The following is a 13,321-nucleotide window of genomic DNA, read 5'->3' as shown; positions in this document are numbered from 1 at the left end:
ACCCGGAGTCAACCAGTACGCACGAAGACACCACGGCGCTCAAGGAGAAGTGCGGTATGACTACGGTGAAGAGCACCCTTCCTGATCTCGCACGCCAGGTCACCGGAGACGCGTTGCAGGACACCCTCGTGGATCTGCTCGGGCTCTCGCTGATCGCGAAGCAGGCCCACTGGAACATCGTGGGCCCGCGCTTCCGCTCCATCCACCTCCAGCTGGACGAGGTGGTTGCCACGGCACGCTCCTTCTCCGACACTGTCGCGGAGCGTGCGGCGGCACTCGGGGTCTCCCCGGACGGCCGCGCCGAGACCATCGCCGCCACGTGCGGAGTGACCGGCCCCAAGGAGGGCTGGCTGCAGGACGCCGATGTGGTGAGGCTGATGGTCGAGGCCTTGGCGACGGCGGTCTCCCGGCTGCGCGAGCGGATCGCGACCACGGAAGGGTCCGACCTCGTGACCCAGGATCTGATGATCCAGATCACGGCTTCGCTCGAGAAGGCTCTGTGGATGTTCCAAGCCGAGAACTGACCGCCGAGAACAACCGACCTGGCCGGCCCGCTCAGCGATTCGGCTCCGCCCTGCCAATGTCTCCCAGGGCGGACGCCGAATCCTGGGTCGTGTCCTGGGTCGTGGCGAGGTCGCCGAGGCTCACCATGCCGACCGGCCGCACGCCGTCGACCACCGGAAGCCGCCGAACCGCGTGGAGCCGCATCAGTGACACCGCCGTGGACACGGGATCGTCGGGGCCGATGGACACGGGGGTGGGGGTGCAGACCGACTCCACACTGACGGCAAGCGGATCCACGCCTTCGGCGACAGCTCGCGTGGTGATGTCCCGGTCGGTCAGCACCCCGATCAGTTCGCTGTCGGAAGCCACCAGAACGCCGCCGATGTCCTGGGCGCGCATCAGCTGGGCCGCTTCCACGAGTGAGGCGTCCGGCCTCACGGCCGCGACACCGGGCGTCATGACGTCCTTCACGAGCTGTGCCATCGCAGTCAGCCTTTCGAATTCGCTCAAAGCGTCATTCGTGGCTGCCCGGAGTACCCCCGCGCGAAGGGGCTATTCCTGCCGGGACGCGGCCCTGACCACGTCGTGCGCGCTGCGATACGACTCTTTCGGCGGCAGTTCGCTGACCAGGTCGATCAGCCGAGCGGGGGCGTGGCGATCGTTCAGGGCCCGCAACAGTTGCTGTGCCGTGGCGGGGAAGATCGTACGGCCCAGATGCCGGGCGAGTTCGACCCCCAGCTCGTCCTCGGGTCCGAGGGAGCCGAGCGTGGGTACAGGACCCGCGGCGATGGCCGGATCGTCGTCCGCCAAGGGCTCGGGATCATGCCACTCCTCGACCCGGGTCGGATGCCCCGAGCGGAGCAGACCCTGGAGTTCATGCTTCATCTCGTCGTCCTTGCGAACACTGAGCCGGTCGCTGCCTCGCTGCATATCTCCCTCCTCATCCCTGGGACTGAGCGCGTACCCCATCTGTCACCCCTGACACCCTGACGGGCATCGAGGGAGGACATCCATGTGCGGATGGAGTTTCCCGGCAAACAGGGCGGGAAGCCGCACCGCAGAAGCCGAGAAGGGAGGAACCCGCATGGTGCCCGCCCCGGAGTTCGCAGCCGATCTGGCCGCGACCACCCGTGAGCTGTCAAAACTGACCGAGCAGGCGATGCACTGCGCGGACGCGTGCTGCGGCGCCGTAGCGACTCTCGCCACCGGCGGCTCGGACCGCCGCGCGACGGCCACGCATCCCGACCTGACCGCGCTGCTCTCGGTGGAAATGGCTTCGGGCGAGGGCCCGACGCCGAGCGCGCTGGACACGGGCGAGCCGGTGGGCGCCCAAGACCTCCTCACCGAGGACCGCTGGCCCCGCTACCGTGCCATGGCCCTCGATTCAGGCATTCGGTCGAGCGTGACGATGCCGTTCGACCACACCGAACTCGAAGTGACGCTCAGCCTGTACAGCTTTCAGCCCGGCGCGTTCCCGCAGGTGTCGCACCACCCCGTCTACATCCTCGGCGAACACTTCACGAAAGGGTTGGTACGCGATCACTACTACCGCGCCGCGCTCGCCGAAGTAGACCAGCTGGAGACCGCGCTGCGCTCACGGGCGGTCATCGATCAGGCCAGCGGCATTCTGATGCATGTCATGGGCTGCGGCGCCGCCGAGGCGTTCGCCGTGCTCCGGCACATCTCGCAGCGCTCGAACCGCAAGCTCGCGGAGGTCGCGGCAGAGGTCGTACGTGACAAGGGGCAGGGTCTCGAAAAGGAGCTGCCGCGCCTCGCGCCGCCCCTGTAGGCCGCCCCTGTAGGGGTTCAGGAAGCGGCGTATGGGTTTCAGTTCAGGAAGCGGCGCGCTTTTCGCGTAGCCCGCGTAGCCATTGGCGCTTGCCGCGTGCCCATTGGCGCATGGCCGCCAGCTGCGGGTGGCGTTCATGCTGCTCGCGCGCGCACCGGTCCAGCTCCTCCATCAGACGCCGGGAGCGGTGCTCCGTATCCAGCTCGTCCAGCATCCGGTCGATCTCCGTGAGCAGCGCCCCTTGCAGCTGCCACTGGCGGGGGTCGTTCTGAATGCCCTGGAGCAGCAGCTCCGCCACTTTCTCGCGGCTCGCACAGGCCGCGCCGAGTTCCCCGGCCAGCCGGGATTCCGCCGCCTCGGCGCTCTCGGGTGTCTGCGTGGTGACCAGTACCGCGAAGCTCACCATGCTGTCCGCCACATGCGCGAGCAGTTCCTCGATGGCGACGCCCTGATCCTGCGGGAACAGGGCTTCGTCTCTGCGTTCCTTGGCGAGGTCGGTCAGGGTCCGCGCCAGCACCCGCAGCACCACCGCGCAGATCTCCAGGGTGTCGAGCCCGGTACGCAGCACGACCCGCTGGAGCAGCCCCTCCTTCACGCGCGGGTTGAACCGGACGCTGTCCTCCGCCTGGCGCAGCGCCGCGTCCACATCCGCGATGTCGTGGTCGAGCCGGCGCGCTTCGTGCAGCCGGGCGGCGGCGCGTTCGACGGGAGTGGGGCCGCTCAGTTCCTCGCCGATATGCAGGAGCAGCCGACGCATGCGCCGGGACAGGTCCTGGAGGGACTGCCCCGCGGTGCCGACCCAGACCGGCGGCGCGAGCAGGAAGTTGAACAAGAGCCCCACCACCGCGCCGATCAGGGTCTCCAGCACCCGGTCCCAGGCCGCGCCCCCGACCTGGGTCACCCCGAGTACGAGCATCGCGCTGATCGCGACTTCGGGTACGAACTCGCTGACGCGCACGAAGCGGCCGATGATCAGCGACGCCAGGATGATCAGGCCCAGGCTCCACCACATCAGACCGACGAGGGCGCTGAAGCCGATGGCGATCAGCACACCGACGACGACGGAGTTCACCCGGCGGATGCTCGTGGTGAGCGTGGCGTACAGGGTGACCTGCACGACGAGCAGGGCGGTGAGGGGCGCGGTCAGCGGGGCGGGTTCGCTGCTCAGCCGCAGGGCGACCGCGTACGAGATGGTGGCAGCCGCCGTCGACCGTACGGTCTGGACGACGACGGGATCCCGGTGCCGCTTGACGAATTCGGCCAGCGGGATCTGCGGCACGTGTCAGCGCCGACCGGAAGCGGACCGGCCCGACCGGCCCTCGGCACGCTGCCCGGCCGGCCGGGCGCGACCGAGGTAGCGTTCCGCCGCGATCATCGCTTCACGGGCGGTGCGCTCGCCCATCAGCACACACAATGTGTACGCGGTGTCCTCGAAACGACTCCGTGCCGTCGCGTCGTGCGGGGCGCACAGGACGAGATTCTCCTGTGCCCGGTAGCGGGCCATCAGTCCGGCGATCACAGCAGCGTCAGGCATCAACATCCGTGCCCTCCCGGAGTGTGGGACCACCTGCAGGCAGAGGCAGTCGGGCCATCACCCATTCTGAGGTGTAACCGCCGTATCCGCCATCCGGATGATCACGCACGGTTACGAGCCGTCGTCACGGAGTCTGTCCGGTGGGGAAGACGCAGGTGGGAGCAGCGGACCCAGCGGCCCGAGATCGAGGTTGAGGTCTTCGGGAGTGAGCCCGAAGGTGTCCCGCAGTACCTCCATACGGTCTTCGAGCAGCATCAGGGTCAGTCCGATCCGCTCCTCCTGGTCCTCGCTCAGGTCTCCGTCCTCCACACGGCGCAGCGCCTGGCGCTCCATGAGCTGGCGCAGCAGTTCCACCACCGTCAGGACGAGTTTGGCGAGGTCGCGTTCCACGGTGTCGGGATCCAGGTCGAGCCTGCGCGGGAGGCTCACGTGGGCTCCCTCCCCGGGGGTGTGAAGGGGGACTGGAAGGGGGACGGGACCTGCGCGTTGACCGAGCTGATGAGGGCGTTGAGGTCGATCCGTACGAGATCGACGTCGGCTATCCGCAGGGTGAGGTTCCCGGTGATCACCACGCCGCCCGCGAGCAGCCGGTCGAGCAGATCCACCAGCGCGACCTGGCGCTGAGCCAGTGGAGTCAGTGGAGCCGGGTCGGCGGCAGGCACGGGTTCAGCAGCGCTCATGGTTCACCGGTCGCCTTCCTCGCCCGCGAAGGAGTACGGGGCCCATGGGCCGGTCAGTTCGACGCGCAAGCCCGGCCGGTCGGGGCGGAGGCGGTCCAGGCGCTCGACAAAGGCCGCGCTGTCCTCGCGCGGGACGAGGTAGGCGGCGTTGAGGATGTTCTGGCCGGAAGCGTGGGAGAGCTGGGCCTGCTGCGGGCGGTGCAGCATCGCGGCTTCGGCGTGCCGGGACAGTTCCTCGTGCAGCCGGCGCGACACGGCGTCGGCGAACTCCAGGTTTCCTTCGCGGGAGTGCCGTTCGCGCAGACGCCGGCGCAGATAGTCGCGGCCGGTCGGTGCGGGCGGGGCTCCGGAGTGGTCCTGCGGTGCGGGTGCGGCAGCCGGGGCCGGGGCGGGCGCGGGGCTTTCCGGCTGCCGGGCGGGTGTCTCCGCGTACACCTTCACGCCCCATTCGACCCGCCCGTCGAGCCGCTCCAGGGTGCGTACGAACCGGTCGTGCCCGGTTTCGAGCAGTCGGCGCACCCCGTCGTCGTCCCGGCAGACCGTGGCGAGCCGGAGCGGCACCGGGCAGGTGACCTCGGTGAGCGCCGCGACCACGTCCTGGTGGGCGCGGGCGGTCGCGGCCAGCCAGTCGAGGTCTTCGAGGCGGGCCCGTAGCGGGGCTTCCTCGAAGTCGTCGGCGGGCACCGGGGACACGACGGCGACCAGATCTCCGTGGCTCAGCAGCCGCGGAGGCTCACCGGCGACGCCGTGGAGCTCTTCCGGGAGCGTTCCCTCGAAGGGGCGGGTCACCGCGTAGACGTAGCGCAACTGGTTCATCCGGGATCCCTGCGCTCCTTCGTGGCTTCGGGGGCCGCTTCCAGTTCGGCGAGGCGGCGGCGCAGATTCTCGTTCTCCTCGCTCAGTTCGCGGTGGCGGGCGCCAGTGGAGAGGGAGGGGTCGCTCTCCCACCAGTCGATTCCCATCTCCTTTGCCTTGTCGACGGAGGCGACGATCAGCCTGAGTTTGATCGTCAGGAGTTCAATGTCGAGGAGGTTTATGCGAATGTCTCCGGCGATGACGATGCCCTTGTCGAGCACGCGCTCAAGGATGTCGGCGAGATTCGAACCGCCTCCCGAGTCGTAGGGGCTCGGAAGCCTGCTCGGTGTGGTCATTGGGGGCCGCGGCTTTCGGACTGGACGTCCTCACGCCCCTCGGGCGAGTCCGTGTCGTCCTGATTCTTCTCGTTATTTTTCTCGTTACTGTCTTTGCTTTCTTTGTCTTTCTTTCCCTTCCTGTCCTTCTTACCTTCGGTGATCTCGGCGCGCACTACTTCGCCGTCCCGGATCTCACCGCGCAGGCCCTCCGCGGCCGCACCGCTCATCGCGAGCTGCCGTGCGAAGTTCCTGAGGTCGCGGCGGGCCCGCCGGCCCTGGGCCCGCCAGATGTTCGAGGCCTTCTCGCCGAACCCTTTGGGGTAGTACTCCATGACCAGCAGCACCCGGGTCAGGTTGTCGTCCAGCGTGTGGAAGGTGATCACTGCCTGCGTGTGCCCTCTGGCGCTGGAGACCTCCTGGAACCGGTTCCACTCGTCGTGCACCTGCCGCGCCGGGGCGCCGATATCGACGTTCTCCATGATGACGACCGGCTTTTTTCCGCCGGCGGCCTTCTTGCGCTTCCGGCCGAGGTCCTTGACCGCGTGTGTGATGTTCTCCTTGGCCCGCGAGGCGCCGATCTCGACCGCGCTGCGGAGTGGGCCCTTGCCCTCGAGTGCCTTGCGTCCGCCTTCCAGAGCCAGTCGGGCGAAGCCGGGGCTTCGGCCCTCCGCGACATCGGTGAGCTTGATCGTGGCCTGCCCCAGGCCGTGCCCCACTCCTACCAGCATCCGCTCGGTCTGCGCGGCGAGATAGTTCTGCAGCTCCGCCTTCAAATGCTGCGTCGCGGGGTTGTCCGCGCTCAGCGGACGCAGCTTCTCAGCCACCGTCCTCGCCCCCCTTTTCGATGGTCTTCAACCGCTCCTGTACGTTCAGCGTCCGCTGGTGCAGCCGGTCGGCGATCCCGTCGATCTGCCGGTTCACAAGACTTTCGGTAGCGGCCTTGCCGACCCCGCGAAGATCCTCGCGCAGCTGGTCGGTCACCTCCTTGATCTCCGGATTGTTCCGCAGCTGCTCGGTGACCAACTCACCGAGAGCCTCACGCCTCAGCGGCAGGCGTCTGCCCGCCACCGCCGTTCCTATGGCAAAGGCGAGCTTTGCCTTCTTCGTTCGCCCGAGCACATAACCCGCGCCCACGGCGAGGCCCATGGCCAGCCGGTTGTTCATCGTGCCGCCTGCCCTCTGTCCCGCATCTGCTGCGCATGCTGCAGCCGGTCGAGGAGCTCGTCCTCAAGCCGGTCGAATTCGTCTTCGCCGATCTCGCCCGCCTCCAACCGCTTGACGAGCCGGGCAAGCTCGCGCTGGATGACCGACGGGTCGTAGTACTGCCGCTCTGCGTCATTCACCACCTGCTGGAGCACCCACAGGGTGCCGCGCACCGGAGCGACGGGCAGCAGCAGCAGCTCTCCCAGCAGGCCCATTGGTCTCACTCCACAAAGCTGTACGGCGGAATTGGGCCGGTGACGGTCAGCACAAGATGGGACCGTTCCTGGCGCAGCTTCTCGACCGCGGCCAGGAAATCGTCGCTGCGGTCGCGCTTCACCAGGAAGGAGAGGTTCGTCAGCCAGCCGGTGGATTCTGGACCGGGGCTGATCTCCTCGGCCATTCCATCGAGCGCCGCCCTCACCAGGTCGGCGTCCTCCGCCTCGCGCGCCTTCACGGCGTTCGCGAGCTGCTGGCCGAACTGCACCTTCTGGTCGTACGAGCCACCGCCCGCGGCCTTGTTGGCCTCGGCCATGGCCCGCAGCTCGGGGTTGTCCGAGAGCACCTGGTGCAGGACGGCCTCTTCCTCGTGCGATGCCTTTACGTTGTACTCGGCCTTCCCCTCCAGCGCCTCCAGCCGCTCCAGGTAGTGGTCCTCGCGCTCCGTGAGCACGCCCGTCAGCGTCTCCTCGTCCGGTGAGACGCTGCCGAACCGCAGAGGCAGCACAGTGCCCTTCTCCCCGGCCAGCCGCAGGACCGCCTCGTGCGCGATCAGGTCGCGCCGCTTGGGCTTGAGCTCTTGGGGCGCCTCGCTGACCACCGCCATCAGCCGGCCATGCCGCAGCGTTCGCACGGGCCTCGGCGGATCGCCGACGCCCCCGCTCCGCTCCGGAAGGTCGGGGTGCGAGCTCTTGGCGATGCCGTAGACATACGTAGTCACTCCGACTCCTCCTGCCTGCTCCGCGATGCGGTGCGCTTGCCTCGCCCGGATTCGACCGGTTCGGCCTGTCCCTCCTCACGGGCCTGCTGGAACGCGTCGGCGATCGTCTGCGCGGCGCCGGAGAGCGCTCCCTTCGCCTTGCCGCGGGAACCGGACTCGGTGAGCTCTCCGACCATGTCGGGCAGGCCGGCGGGCTTGCGCGGCCCTGCCTCCAGGTCGAGACGGTTGCATGCCTCCGCGAAACGCAAGTACGTGTCGACACTGGCGACCACAACGCGAACGTCGATCTTGAGAATCTCAATGCCTACAAGGGAAACCCGCACAAACGCGTCAATGACCAGCCCACGATCCAGGACCAGTTCCAGAACGTCGTACAGACCGCTTGTTCCCCCGGCTTGCGTTACCGGTGCGACGGTCATCCTCGCCAGCCTCCTTTGTGTATGCAGCCTCTGTGTATGCAGCCTCGTTTATCGGGCTTATGCCGGACGCGGGCCGACCGGGCCGCCTTGGTCCGCCCTGCCGCGCACATAGCGACGGATTCGCCGGTAGCCGGTCAGCTCGCCCTGCGAGTCAAGCGTCACCTCATAACTCGCGAGCAGGCTCATCGTGTCCGGGATCCGGCTCAGTTCGAGCACCTCGATCTCCAGCCGCCAGCCGTCGTCCGTCTGCTCGAACAGCGAGACGGATTCAGGGCTCACGCCGGTAAGCTCCGCCAGCTGTGCACGCGCCTGGCGCTGCACCTCCATCGGCCTCGGCTTGTCAGCCACAGTCCGGTTCCTTCTTCGCTGTTGTTCTCCGTCGTGTTTTCCGGTGTCTTCCCCTAGCGGGTAACACAGTTGGCCGTCCGTAAACGTGAAAGCGGGCGTGAAGAGCGCCCGGAGTGCCGTCGTCTCCCCCTCGGGCAAGAGTGGAAGGAGCCCCGCGGTGACACCCCACAGTGCGGAGGGATGAGATGCAGCCCGTCGCGGCACTGGAACGGATCGCGTTTCTGCTGGAGCGCGCAGGCGCGGAGAGCTACCGGGCGCGTGCCTTCCGGTCCGCCGCCGAGGCCCTGAGGCAGATGTCCGACGAGGAGATCGCCGAGCGTGCGGGGGCGGGTTCGCTGGTGGCTGTGCGAGGCATCGGCCCGAAGACGGCGACCGTGGTACGCGAAGCCCTGGCCGGAGACGTACCGCAGTACCTTCAGCGGCTGGAAGGCGAAGCGGTCGTCTCGCCGACCGAGGGCGGTACGCGGCTGCGGGCGCTGCTACGCGGCGACTGTCACCTGCATTCGGACTGGTCGGACGGCGGAAGCCCGATCGAGGCCATGGGGCGCCAGGCGATCGCTGTCGGGCACGAGTGGGCCGTGCTCACCGACCATTCCCCGCGCCTGACCGTCGCCCGCGGGCTGTCCGCCGAGCGGCTTCGCGAGCAGCTGGAGGTCGTGGCGGAGCTGAACCAGCAGTGGTCCCCGTTCCGGCTGCTGACCGGCATCGAGTGCGACATCCTGTCGGACGGTTCGCTCGACCAGGAACCGGAGCTCCTCGATCAGCTGGACCTCGTGGTCGCCTCGGCCCACTCCGAGCTGCGTATGAAGTCCGCCGCCATGACGCGACGCCTGGTCAAGGCCGTACAGAATCCCCTGACCGATGTGCTCGGCCACTGCACAGGACGTCTCATCACCGGCAAGGGGCGTCCCGAGTCGCAGTTCGACGCCGAGGAGGTCTTCGGGGCCTGCGCCGCTCATGGCACGGCCGTGGAGATCAACAGCAGACCGGAGCGGCTGGATCCGCCACTGCGGCTGCTCCGTCTCGCGGTGGCCGCGGGAACCTTCTTCGCCATCGACACGGACGCGCACGCGCCGGGGCAGCTGGACTGGCAGATCCACGGCTGCGCCCGGGCGGAAGCCTGCGACGTGCCCGCCGAGCTGGTGATCAACACATGGAGCGCGACCGGCTTGCTCGACTGGACCCGCTCACGGGTCCGCCCACACGCCTGACACGCCTGACACCACCTGACCCGCCTGACCCGCCTGACCCGCCAGACCCGTCTGACCCGTCTGACCCGTCTGACCCGGGCGTAGGGGCAAGGCGACCGCTGCCGTGCCCGGTTTGCAGGGGTAGACTCCGGTTCGCGATCGCATGGCCTCCTCACGTTGGAGAAGTCATGACCAGGACCGAACAGACGCCACTCCCGGATCCCCCTCCCGAGGAGAGCGACCTCTCTGCGGCGGTCACGGAACTCACCGCCGAAGTCACGGCCCTGCGCGTCGACCTCGCCCGCCGCCACCTGCTGGATCTGGCGGCCGGAACGCTGATGGCCGAGCTGTCGGCACCGCCCGCGGAGGCAGCGGAACACCTGGCCCGCCTCGCCGTGTCCGCGGGCGTCTCCCCCGAGGAGCTGGCGGCCGACCTCGTCAACGCCGCCGCCGGGACAGCGGCACGGCACCCGCCGGAGCATCCACCGCCGCGAGACAGGCCGGACACCGCGGCTGACCTGCGGCGGGCCCGCATGGCGGAGTCGGCGGCCGAGACCGGCGACACCATCGGCGACGTCACCCAGGCGCTGCTGAACACCGGCCTGAGCCCCCTCGGCGCACAGGCCCTGTGGCTGTGGCGGCGCACCCCGACCGACTGCCTCCAGCTCGCCGGGCAGGCGGGCGCCACCGCCCTGGAGGCCTCGCACTGGCGGTGGGTCCCACCCGAGACCGCGGGCACGCTCCACCGGGTGCTGGAGCGTGCCTCGCCCGAGTGGCTCCCGGCCGGGCCGCCGCCGGGCGAGCGGCTGCCGGGGCCCGCGGTGGACACCGCCCGGGCCGTCCTGCCCCTGCGCGTCCACGGCAGGCTCTGCGGGGTGGCCCTGGTCGCCTGGCCCGGGCCGATCGGCTTCTGCGAGGCGGTACGCCGTACGCTCACGGGCCTGATGGACACGGCCGCCCGGCTCATCGAGGCGGTGCCCGCGGGCTCAGCCGAGCCCCCGCTGCTCGGCCCGCTGCTTGACCTGCTGGCGCATCCGGCCATGGTGCTGTGCGTGGACCCGAAGTCGTCCGCGCTCCATGTCGAGCACCTCAATCAGGCGGCGCTGAGCTCCTCCGGCGGGCTGCACGGACCGGTGGGCCGCCCGCTGGCCCAGGTGTTCCCGGCCGTCCACGCCGATCTCGTACGTCTGGTGGAGAGCGCGCGGTCGGGCGCGGCCCCTCGGCGCGCGGCCCGGCTTCCGGTGGCGCTCCATCCCGGGGGTCCCGAGCCGCCGCAGCCGCCGCAGCCGCTGCTCGATGTACGGGTGCTGCCGGTCGGGCCGGACCGTGCCGTCGTGCTGTGGCACGGGGCCACACACCCGGCGCTGGCGGTGGTGCGCGTCCTTGAGCGGCTGGAGAACCTGGCGTTCTTCGAGGACGACCTGGTCAGCGGCGAATCCCGCTGGTCGGGCGAGGCGTACACGATCTTCGGTCTGGCCCCCGGAGTGCCGCCGGTGCCGCTGCGGGAGCTGGGGCCGAGGCTGCACCCGGACGAGGCGGGCCGGCTGACGGAGCTGCTCACAGACCTGACCGAGCGCCGGGTGGGCGCGCAGACCGTCGCACGGACCGTACGGGACGACGGCGGGCTGCGGCATGTGCGCATCGCGGCCGAGCCACTGCTGACGGGCGGCGTCCTGACCGGGCTCACCGGCATCTACCAGGACGTCTCCGCGCAGTACCGCACCGAGCTCGCGCTCACCGCCGCGTTCGACCAGCTGACCGCGGCGCAGGCGCAGTCCACGCTCCGCCACCAGGTTGTACTCCAGCTCCAGCAGGCGATCGTGCCCGAGATGCCCGCGCTGGAGGCGCTGCCCGGACTCCAGGTCGCGGCCAGGTACCGCCCGGCGGCCGAGGAGTACCGCGTCGGCGGCGACTGGCACGACGTACTGCCGCTGCCCGACGGCCGCGTACTGCTGGCGGTCGGCGACATCGCGGGCCATGGCATCGAGTCGGCGACGAGCATGGTGGCCCTGCGCAACGCGCTGCACGGGCTGGCCTTCACCGGCAACTCCCCCGGCCGCCTCATGGAATGGCTCAACGAGCTGACGCTGCACACGGACAGCTGCCCCACCGCGACAGCGGTGTGCGGCCTGTACGACCCGGTGGACCGGTCCATCCGCTGGGCGAACGCGGGCCATCTGCCGCCGCTGCTGCTCCGCGACGGGCGGGCCCGGCTCCTCGATCCGCCGCACAACATCCTGCTCGGGGCGGAGCCGCAGGCCGTCTACGAGGAGACCATGACGCGGCTGCGTCCCGGCGACACGCTGCTGCTGTACACCGACGGGCTCATCGAGCGGCGTCATGCGGGGCTGGACGAGAGCCTGGCGGCGCTGCGGCGCGCGGCCGAGCGACTGGGACCGGGACCCGGCGGCGGACTGGACGAGCAGGCGGACCGGCTGCTGAGCGACCTCACGGGCGACACGGACGACGACACCAGCCTGGTCGTCGTCCGTGTCGTCTGATGCGTCCTGATGGGATCTGACGGGATCTGACGGGAACAGACCGGCGCAGACAAGCGCAGACCGGCGCAGAAGGACGAGAATGATAAGGCAACAAAACACCTCATTCGGGGAAGCAACCGTCGAGAAACTCATGCGACGGTCCTCCAGCCCGTCGAAGGAGCCTCATGTCCAGCCGCCCCCGCCCCGGTGATACCGCTACCGCCCCCACCGCCGCGCCCGCCGGGTCCCTCGCACCTGCTCAGCGCCCGCCCGCGGCACTGTCCGATCTCCCCGAGATCCCGGACCCACGGACCATAGGCACCATGGACGCGCGGGCCCTTTCCGTATCCCTGTTCATCAGGCTGGCGACGCTGGAAGAGGGCACACCGGAGTACGCGTATGTGCGCAATACGCTGGTCGAACTCAATCTCAGCCTGGTCAAATTCGCCGCCACCCGGTTCGCCAACCGGAAACAGTCCATGGAGGACATCCTCCAGGTCGGCACGATAGGCCTGATCAAGGCCATCAACCGCTTCGACGTCGAGCGCGAGGTGGAGTTCACCTCCTTCGCGCTTCCCACCATCCACGGCGAGATCAAGCGCTTCTTCCGCGACTCCGGCTGGGCGGTACGGGTGCCGCGCAGGCTCCAGGAGCTCCGCATCGACATCGCCAGGGCCTCCGACGTACTGGAGCAGCGGCTGGGGCGCGCGCCGACCTCGGCGGAGCTCGCCGCCCACCTGGGCGTCGACGAAGGGACGGTACGGGAGGGGCGGCAGGCGGCCAACGGCTACAGCGCGCGTTCACTCGACGCGGCATTCGAGGAGGACGTGGTTCCGAGTCCGGCTCAGCGGTGCCTCGCGGAGGAGGACCGGGCCTTCGACACGCTGGAGTGCGTCGTCGCGCTGAAGCCGTTGATCGCCGCGCTGCCCGAGCGCGACCGCGTGATCCTTTCGCTGCGGTTTGTCGAGGAGCTCACGCAGAAGGAGATCGGCCAGCAGCTCGGCATCTCCCAGATGCATGTGTCGCGGCTGCTGGCACGGGCCCTGAGGGTCCTGCGGGAAGCGCTGCTCACGGAGGACGGCGTCCCGGGATCCGAGGAGGAAG

General features: G+C 69.3%; 18 protein-coding genes and 1 pseudogene. 5 read left to right on the top strand and 14 right to left on the bottom strand.

All coding sequences use genetic code 11. The features are described 5' to 3' along the window. The first annotated feature begins 56 nt into the window (after nucleotides 1–56). Nucleotides 57–524, top strand: a complete 468-nt coding sequence (locus tag ACIHCQ_RS33865) for a Dps family protein (protein ID WP_399671204.1) — start codon at nucleotides 57–59, stop codon at nucleotides 522–524. Nucleotides 525–555: 31 nt separating this feature from the next. Here ACIHCQ_RS33865 and ACIHCQ_RS33860 read toward each other — a convergent pair whose 3' ends face one another. Continuing rightward, on the bottom strand, nucleotides 556–987 hold the full coding sequence (locus ACIHCQ_RS33860; RefSeq protein ID WP_399671201.1) for a CBS domain-containing protein: 432 nt from the start codon (nucleotides 985–987) through the stop codon (nucleotides 556–558). A 69-nt stretch (nucleotides 988–1,056) separates the two neighbouring features. Then, the gene (locus ACIHCQ_RS33855; protein ID WP_399671197.1) at nucleotides 1,057–1,434 is read right to left on the bottom strand and encodes a DUF2795 domain-containing protein; all 378 of its coding nucleotides are present in this window, start codon (nucleotides 1,432–1,434) and stop codon (nucleotides 1,057–1,059) included. A gap of 154 nt (nucleotides 1,435–1,588) precedes the next feature. Between ACIHCQ_RS33855 and ACIHCQ_RS33850 the strand changes: the two genes are divergently transcribed. Further along, the gene (locus ACIHCQ_RS33850) at nucleotides 1,589–2,293 is read left to right on the top strand and encodes an ANTAR domain-containing response regulator (RefSeq protein ID WP_399671195.1); all 705 of its coding nucleotides are present in this window, start codon (nucleotides 1,589–1,591) and stop codon (nucleotides 2,291–2,293) included. 43 nt (nucleotides 2,294–2,336) lie between these two features. On the opposite strand, the gene ACIHCQ_RS33845 is transcribed toward ACIHCQ_RS33850, so the two are convergent. From ACIHCQ_RS33845 to ACIHCQ_RS33790, 12 genes are all read right to left on the bottom strand, one after another. Continuing rightward, complete coding sequence (locus tag ACIHCQ_RS33845) at nucleotides 2,337–3,572, bottom strand: aromatic acid exporter family protein (protein WP_399671192.1); 1,236 nt, start codon at nucleotides 3,570–3,572, stop codon at nucleotides 2,337–2,339. 3 nt (nucleotides 3,573–3,575) lie between these two features. Beyond that, nucleotides 3,576–3,827, bottom strand: a complete 252-nt coding sequence (locus tag ACIHCQ_RS33840; RefSeq protein ID WP_399671189.1) for a DUF5133 domain-containing protein — start codon at nucleotides 3,825–3,827, stop codon at nucleotides 3,576–3,578. 111 nt (nucleotides 3,828–3,938) lie between these two features. After that, nucleotides 3,939–4,256: a gas vesicle protein K gene (locus tag ACIHCQ_RS33835; RefSeq protein ID WP_399671186.1), complete on the bottom strand. Its 318-nt coding sequence runs from the start codon at nucleotides 4,254–4,256 to the stop codon at nucleotides 3,939–3,941. After that, entirely contained in the window at nucleotides 4,253–4,507 is a 255-nt protein-coding gene (locus ACIHCQ_RS33830; protein WP_399671183.1) for a gas vesicle protein, read from the bottom strand. The genes ACIHCQ_RS33835 and ACIHCQ_RS33830 overlap by 4 nt, the downstream gene beginning before the upstream one ends. 3 nt (nucleotides 4,508–4,510) lie before the next feature. Beyond that, the gene (locus tag ACIHCQ_RS33825) at nucleotides 4,511–5,323 is read right to left on the bottom strand and encodes a GvpL/GvpF family gas vesicle protein (RefSeq protein ID WP_399671180.1); all 813 of its coding nucleotides are present in this window, start codon (nucleotides 5,321–5,323) and stop codon (nucleotides 4,511–4,513) included. Next, on the bottom strand, nucleotides 5,320–5,658 hold the full coding sequence (locus tag ACIHCQ_RS33820; RefSeq protein WP_399671177.1) for a gas vesicle protein: 339 nt from the start codon (nucleotides 5,656–5,658) through the stop codon (nucleotides 5,320–5,322). Before ACIHCQ_RS33820 ends, ACIHCQ_RS33825 begins: the two co-directional genes overlap by 4 nt. Then, the gene (locus ACIHCQ_RS33815) at nucleotides 5,655–6,464 is read right to left on the bottom strand and encodes a cyclase (protein ID WP_399671174.1); all 810 of its coding nucleotides are present in this window, start codon (nucleotides 6,462–6,464) and stop codon (nucleotides 5,655–5,657) included. The genes ACIHCQ_RS33820 and ACIHCQ_RS33815 overlap by 4 nt, the downstream gene beginning before the upstream one ends. Next, the gene (locus ACIHCQ_RS33810; RefSeq protein WP_399671171.1) at nucleotides 6,457–6,804 is read right to left on the bottom strand and encodes a hypothetical protein; all 348 of its coding nucleotides are present in this window, start codon (nucleotides 6,802–6,804) and stop codon (nucleotides 6,457–6,459) included. The genes ACIHCQ_RS33815 and ACIHCQ_RS33810 overlap by 8 nt, the downstream gene beginning before the upstream one ends. Then, nucleotides 6,801–7,058 (bottom strand): gas vesicle protein GvpG, encoded by a 258-nt coding sequence (locus ACIHCQ_RS33805; RefSeq protein ID WP_399671168.1) that lies wholly within the window; start codon nucleotides 7,056–7,058, stop codon nucleotides 6,801–6,803. Before ACIHCQ_RS33805 ends, ACIHCQ_RS33810 begins: the two co-directional genes overlap by 4 nt. 5 nt (nucleotides 7,059–7,063) lie before the next feature. After that, nucleotides 7,064–7,780: a GvpL/GvpF family gas vesicle protein gene (locus ACIHCQ_RS33800; RefSeq protein WP_399671165.1), complete on the bottom strand. Its 717-nt coding sequence runs from the start codon at nucleotides 7,778–7,780 to the stop codon at nucleotides 7,064–7,066. After that, entirely contained in the window at nucleotides 7,777–8,199 is a 423-nt protein-coding gene (locus tag ACIHCQ_RS33795) for a gas vesicle structural protein GvpA (RefSeq protein WP_399671162.1), read from the bottom strand. Before ACIHCQ_RS33795 ends, ACIHCQ_RS33800 begins: the two co-directional genes overlap by 4 nt. A gap of 57 nt (nucleotides 8,200–8,256) precedes the next feature. Next, nucleotides 8,257–8,616, bottom strand: a complete 360-nt coding sequence (locus tag ACIHCQ_RS33790; RefSeq protein ID WP_399671330.1) for a gas vesicle protein — start codon at nucleotides 8,614–8,616, stop codon at nucleotides 8,257–8,259. 116 nt (nucleotides 8,617–8,732) lie between these two features. On the opposite strand from ACIHCQ_RS33790, the gene ACIHCQ_RS33785 reads away from it, so the two are divergent. The 3 genes and pseudogenes from ACIHCQ_RS33785 to ACIHCQ_RS33775 form a co-directional block, all read left to right on the top strand. Further along, a complete protein-coding gene (locus tag ACIHCQ_RS33785) occupies nucleotides 8,733–9,758 on the top strand; it encodes a PHP domain-containing protein (RefSeq protein ID WP_399671159.1) in 1,026 nt (341 codons plus the stop codon). A 167-nt stretch (nucleotides 9,759–9,925) separates the two neighbouring features. Continuing rightward, nucleotides 9,926–12,238 (top strand): SpoIIE family protein phosphatase, encoded by a 2,313-nt coding sequence (locus ACIHCQ_RS33780; protein WP_399671156.1) that lies wholly within the window; start codon nucleotides 9,926–9,928, stop codon nucleotides 12,236–12,238. A gap of 164 nt (nucleotides 12,239–12,402) precedes the next feature. Further along, nucleotides 12,403–13,296 (top strand): annotated as a pseudogene (locus ACIHCQ_RS33775) (SigB/SigF/SigG family RNA polymerase sigma factor); the annotation flags it as partial. Between the last annotated feature and the right edge of the window lie 25 nt (nucleotides 13,297–13,321).

Origin of the sequence: Streptomyces sp. NPDC052236 (assembly GCF_044548015.1) — a bacterium.
GTDB lineage: Bacteria > Actinomycetota > Actinomycetes > Streptomycetales > Streptomycetaceae > Streptomyces.
This window is presented reverse-complemented; position numbering and strand designations above follow the sequence as displayed.

What these genes read in the sequence shown, in the direction of transcription:
- ACIHCQ_RS33855 (WP_399671197.1), bottom strand. Translation starts at nt 1,434, where the DNA reads ATGCAGCGAGGCAGCGACCGGCTCAGTGTTCGCAAGGACGACGAGATG.
- ACIHCQ_RS33865 (WP_399671204.1), top strand. Translation starts at nt 57, where the DNA reads ATGACTACGGTGAAGAGCACCCTTCCTGATCTCGCACGCCAGGTCACC.
- ACIHCQ_RS33850 (WP_399671195.1), top strand. Translation starts at nt 1,589, where the DNA reads ATGGTGCCCGCCCCGGAGTTCGCAGCCGATCTGGCCGCGACCACCCGT.
- ACIHCQ_RS33805 (WP_399671168.1), bottom strand. Translation starts at nt 7,058, where the DNA reads ATGGGCCTGCTGGGAGAGCTGCTGCTGCTGCCCGTCGCTCCGGTGCGC.
- ACIHCQ_RS33860 (WP_399671201.1), bottom strand. Translation starts at nt 987, where the DNA reads ATGGCACAGCTCGTGAAGGACGTCATGACGCCCGGTGTCGCGGCCGTG.
- ACIHCQ_RS33785 (WP_399671159.1), top strand. Translation starts at nt 8,733, where the DNA reads ATGCAGCCCGTCGCGGCACTGGAACGGATCGCGTTTCTGCTGGAGCGC.
- ACIHCQ_RS33830 (WP_399671183.1), bottom strand. Translation starts at nt 4,507, where the DNA reads ATGAGCGCTGCTGAACCCGTGCCTGCCGCCGACCCGGCTCCACTGACT.
- ACIHCQ_RS33825 (WP_399671180.1), bottom strand. Translation starts at nt 5,323, where the DNA reads ATGAACCAGTTGCGCTACGTCTACGCGGTGACCCGCCCCTTCGAGGGA.
- ACIHCQ_RS33780 (WP_399671156.1), top strand. Translation starts at nt 9,926, where the DNA reads ATGACCAGGACCGAACAGACGCCACTCCCGGATCCCCCTCCCGAGGAG.
- ACIHCQ_RS33840 (WP_399671189.1), bottom strand. Translation starts at nt 3,827, where the DNA reads ATGCCTGACGCTGCTGTGATCGCCGGACTGATGGCCCGCTACCGGGCA.
- ACIHCQ_RS33795 (WP_399671162.1), bottom strand. Translation starts at nt 8,199, where the DNA reads ATGACCGTCGCACCGGTAACGCAAGCCGGGGGAACAAGCGGTCTGTAC.
- ACIHCQ_RS33810 (WP_399671171.1), bottom strand. Translation starts at nt 6,804, where the DNA reads ATGAACAACCGGCTGGCCATGGGCCTCGCCGTGGGCGCGGGTTATGTG.
- ACIHCQ_RS33820 (WP_399671177.1), bottom strand. Translation starts at nt 5,658, where the DNA reads ATGACCACACCGAGCAGGCTTCCGAGCCCCTACGACTCGGGAGGCGGT.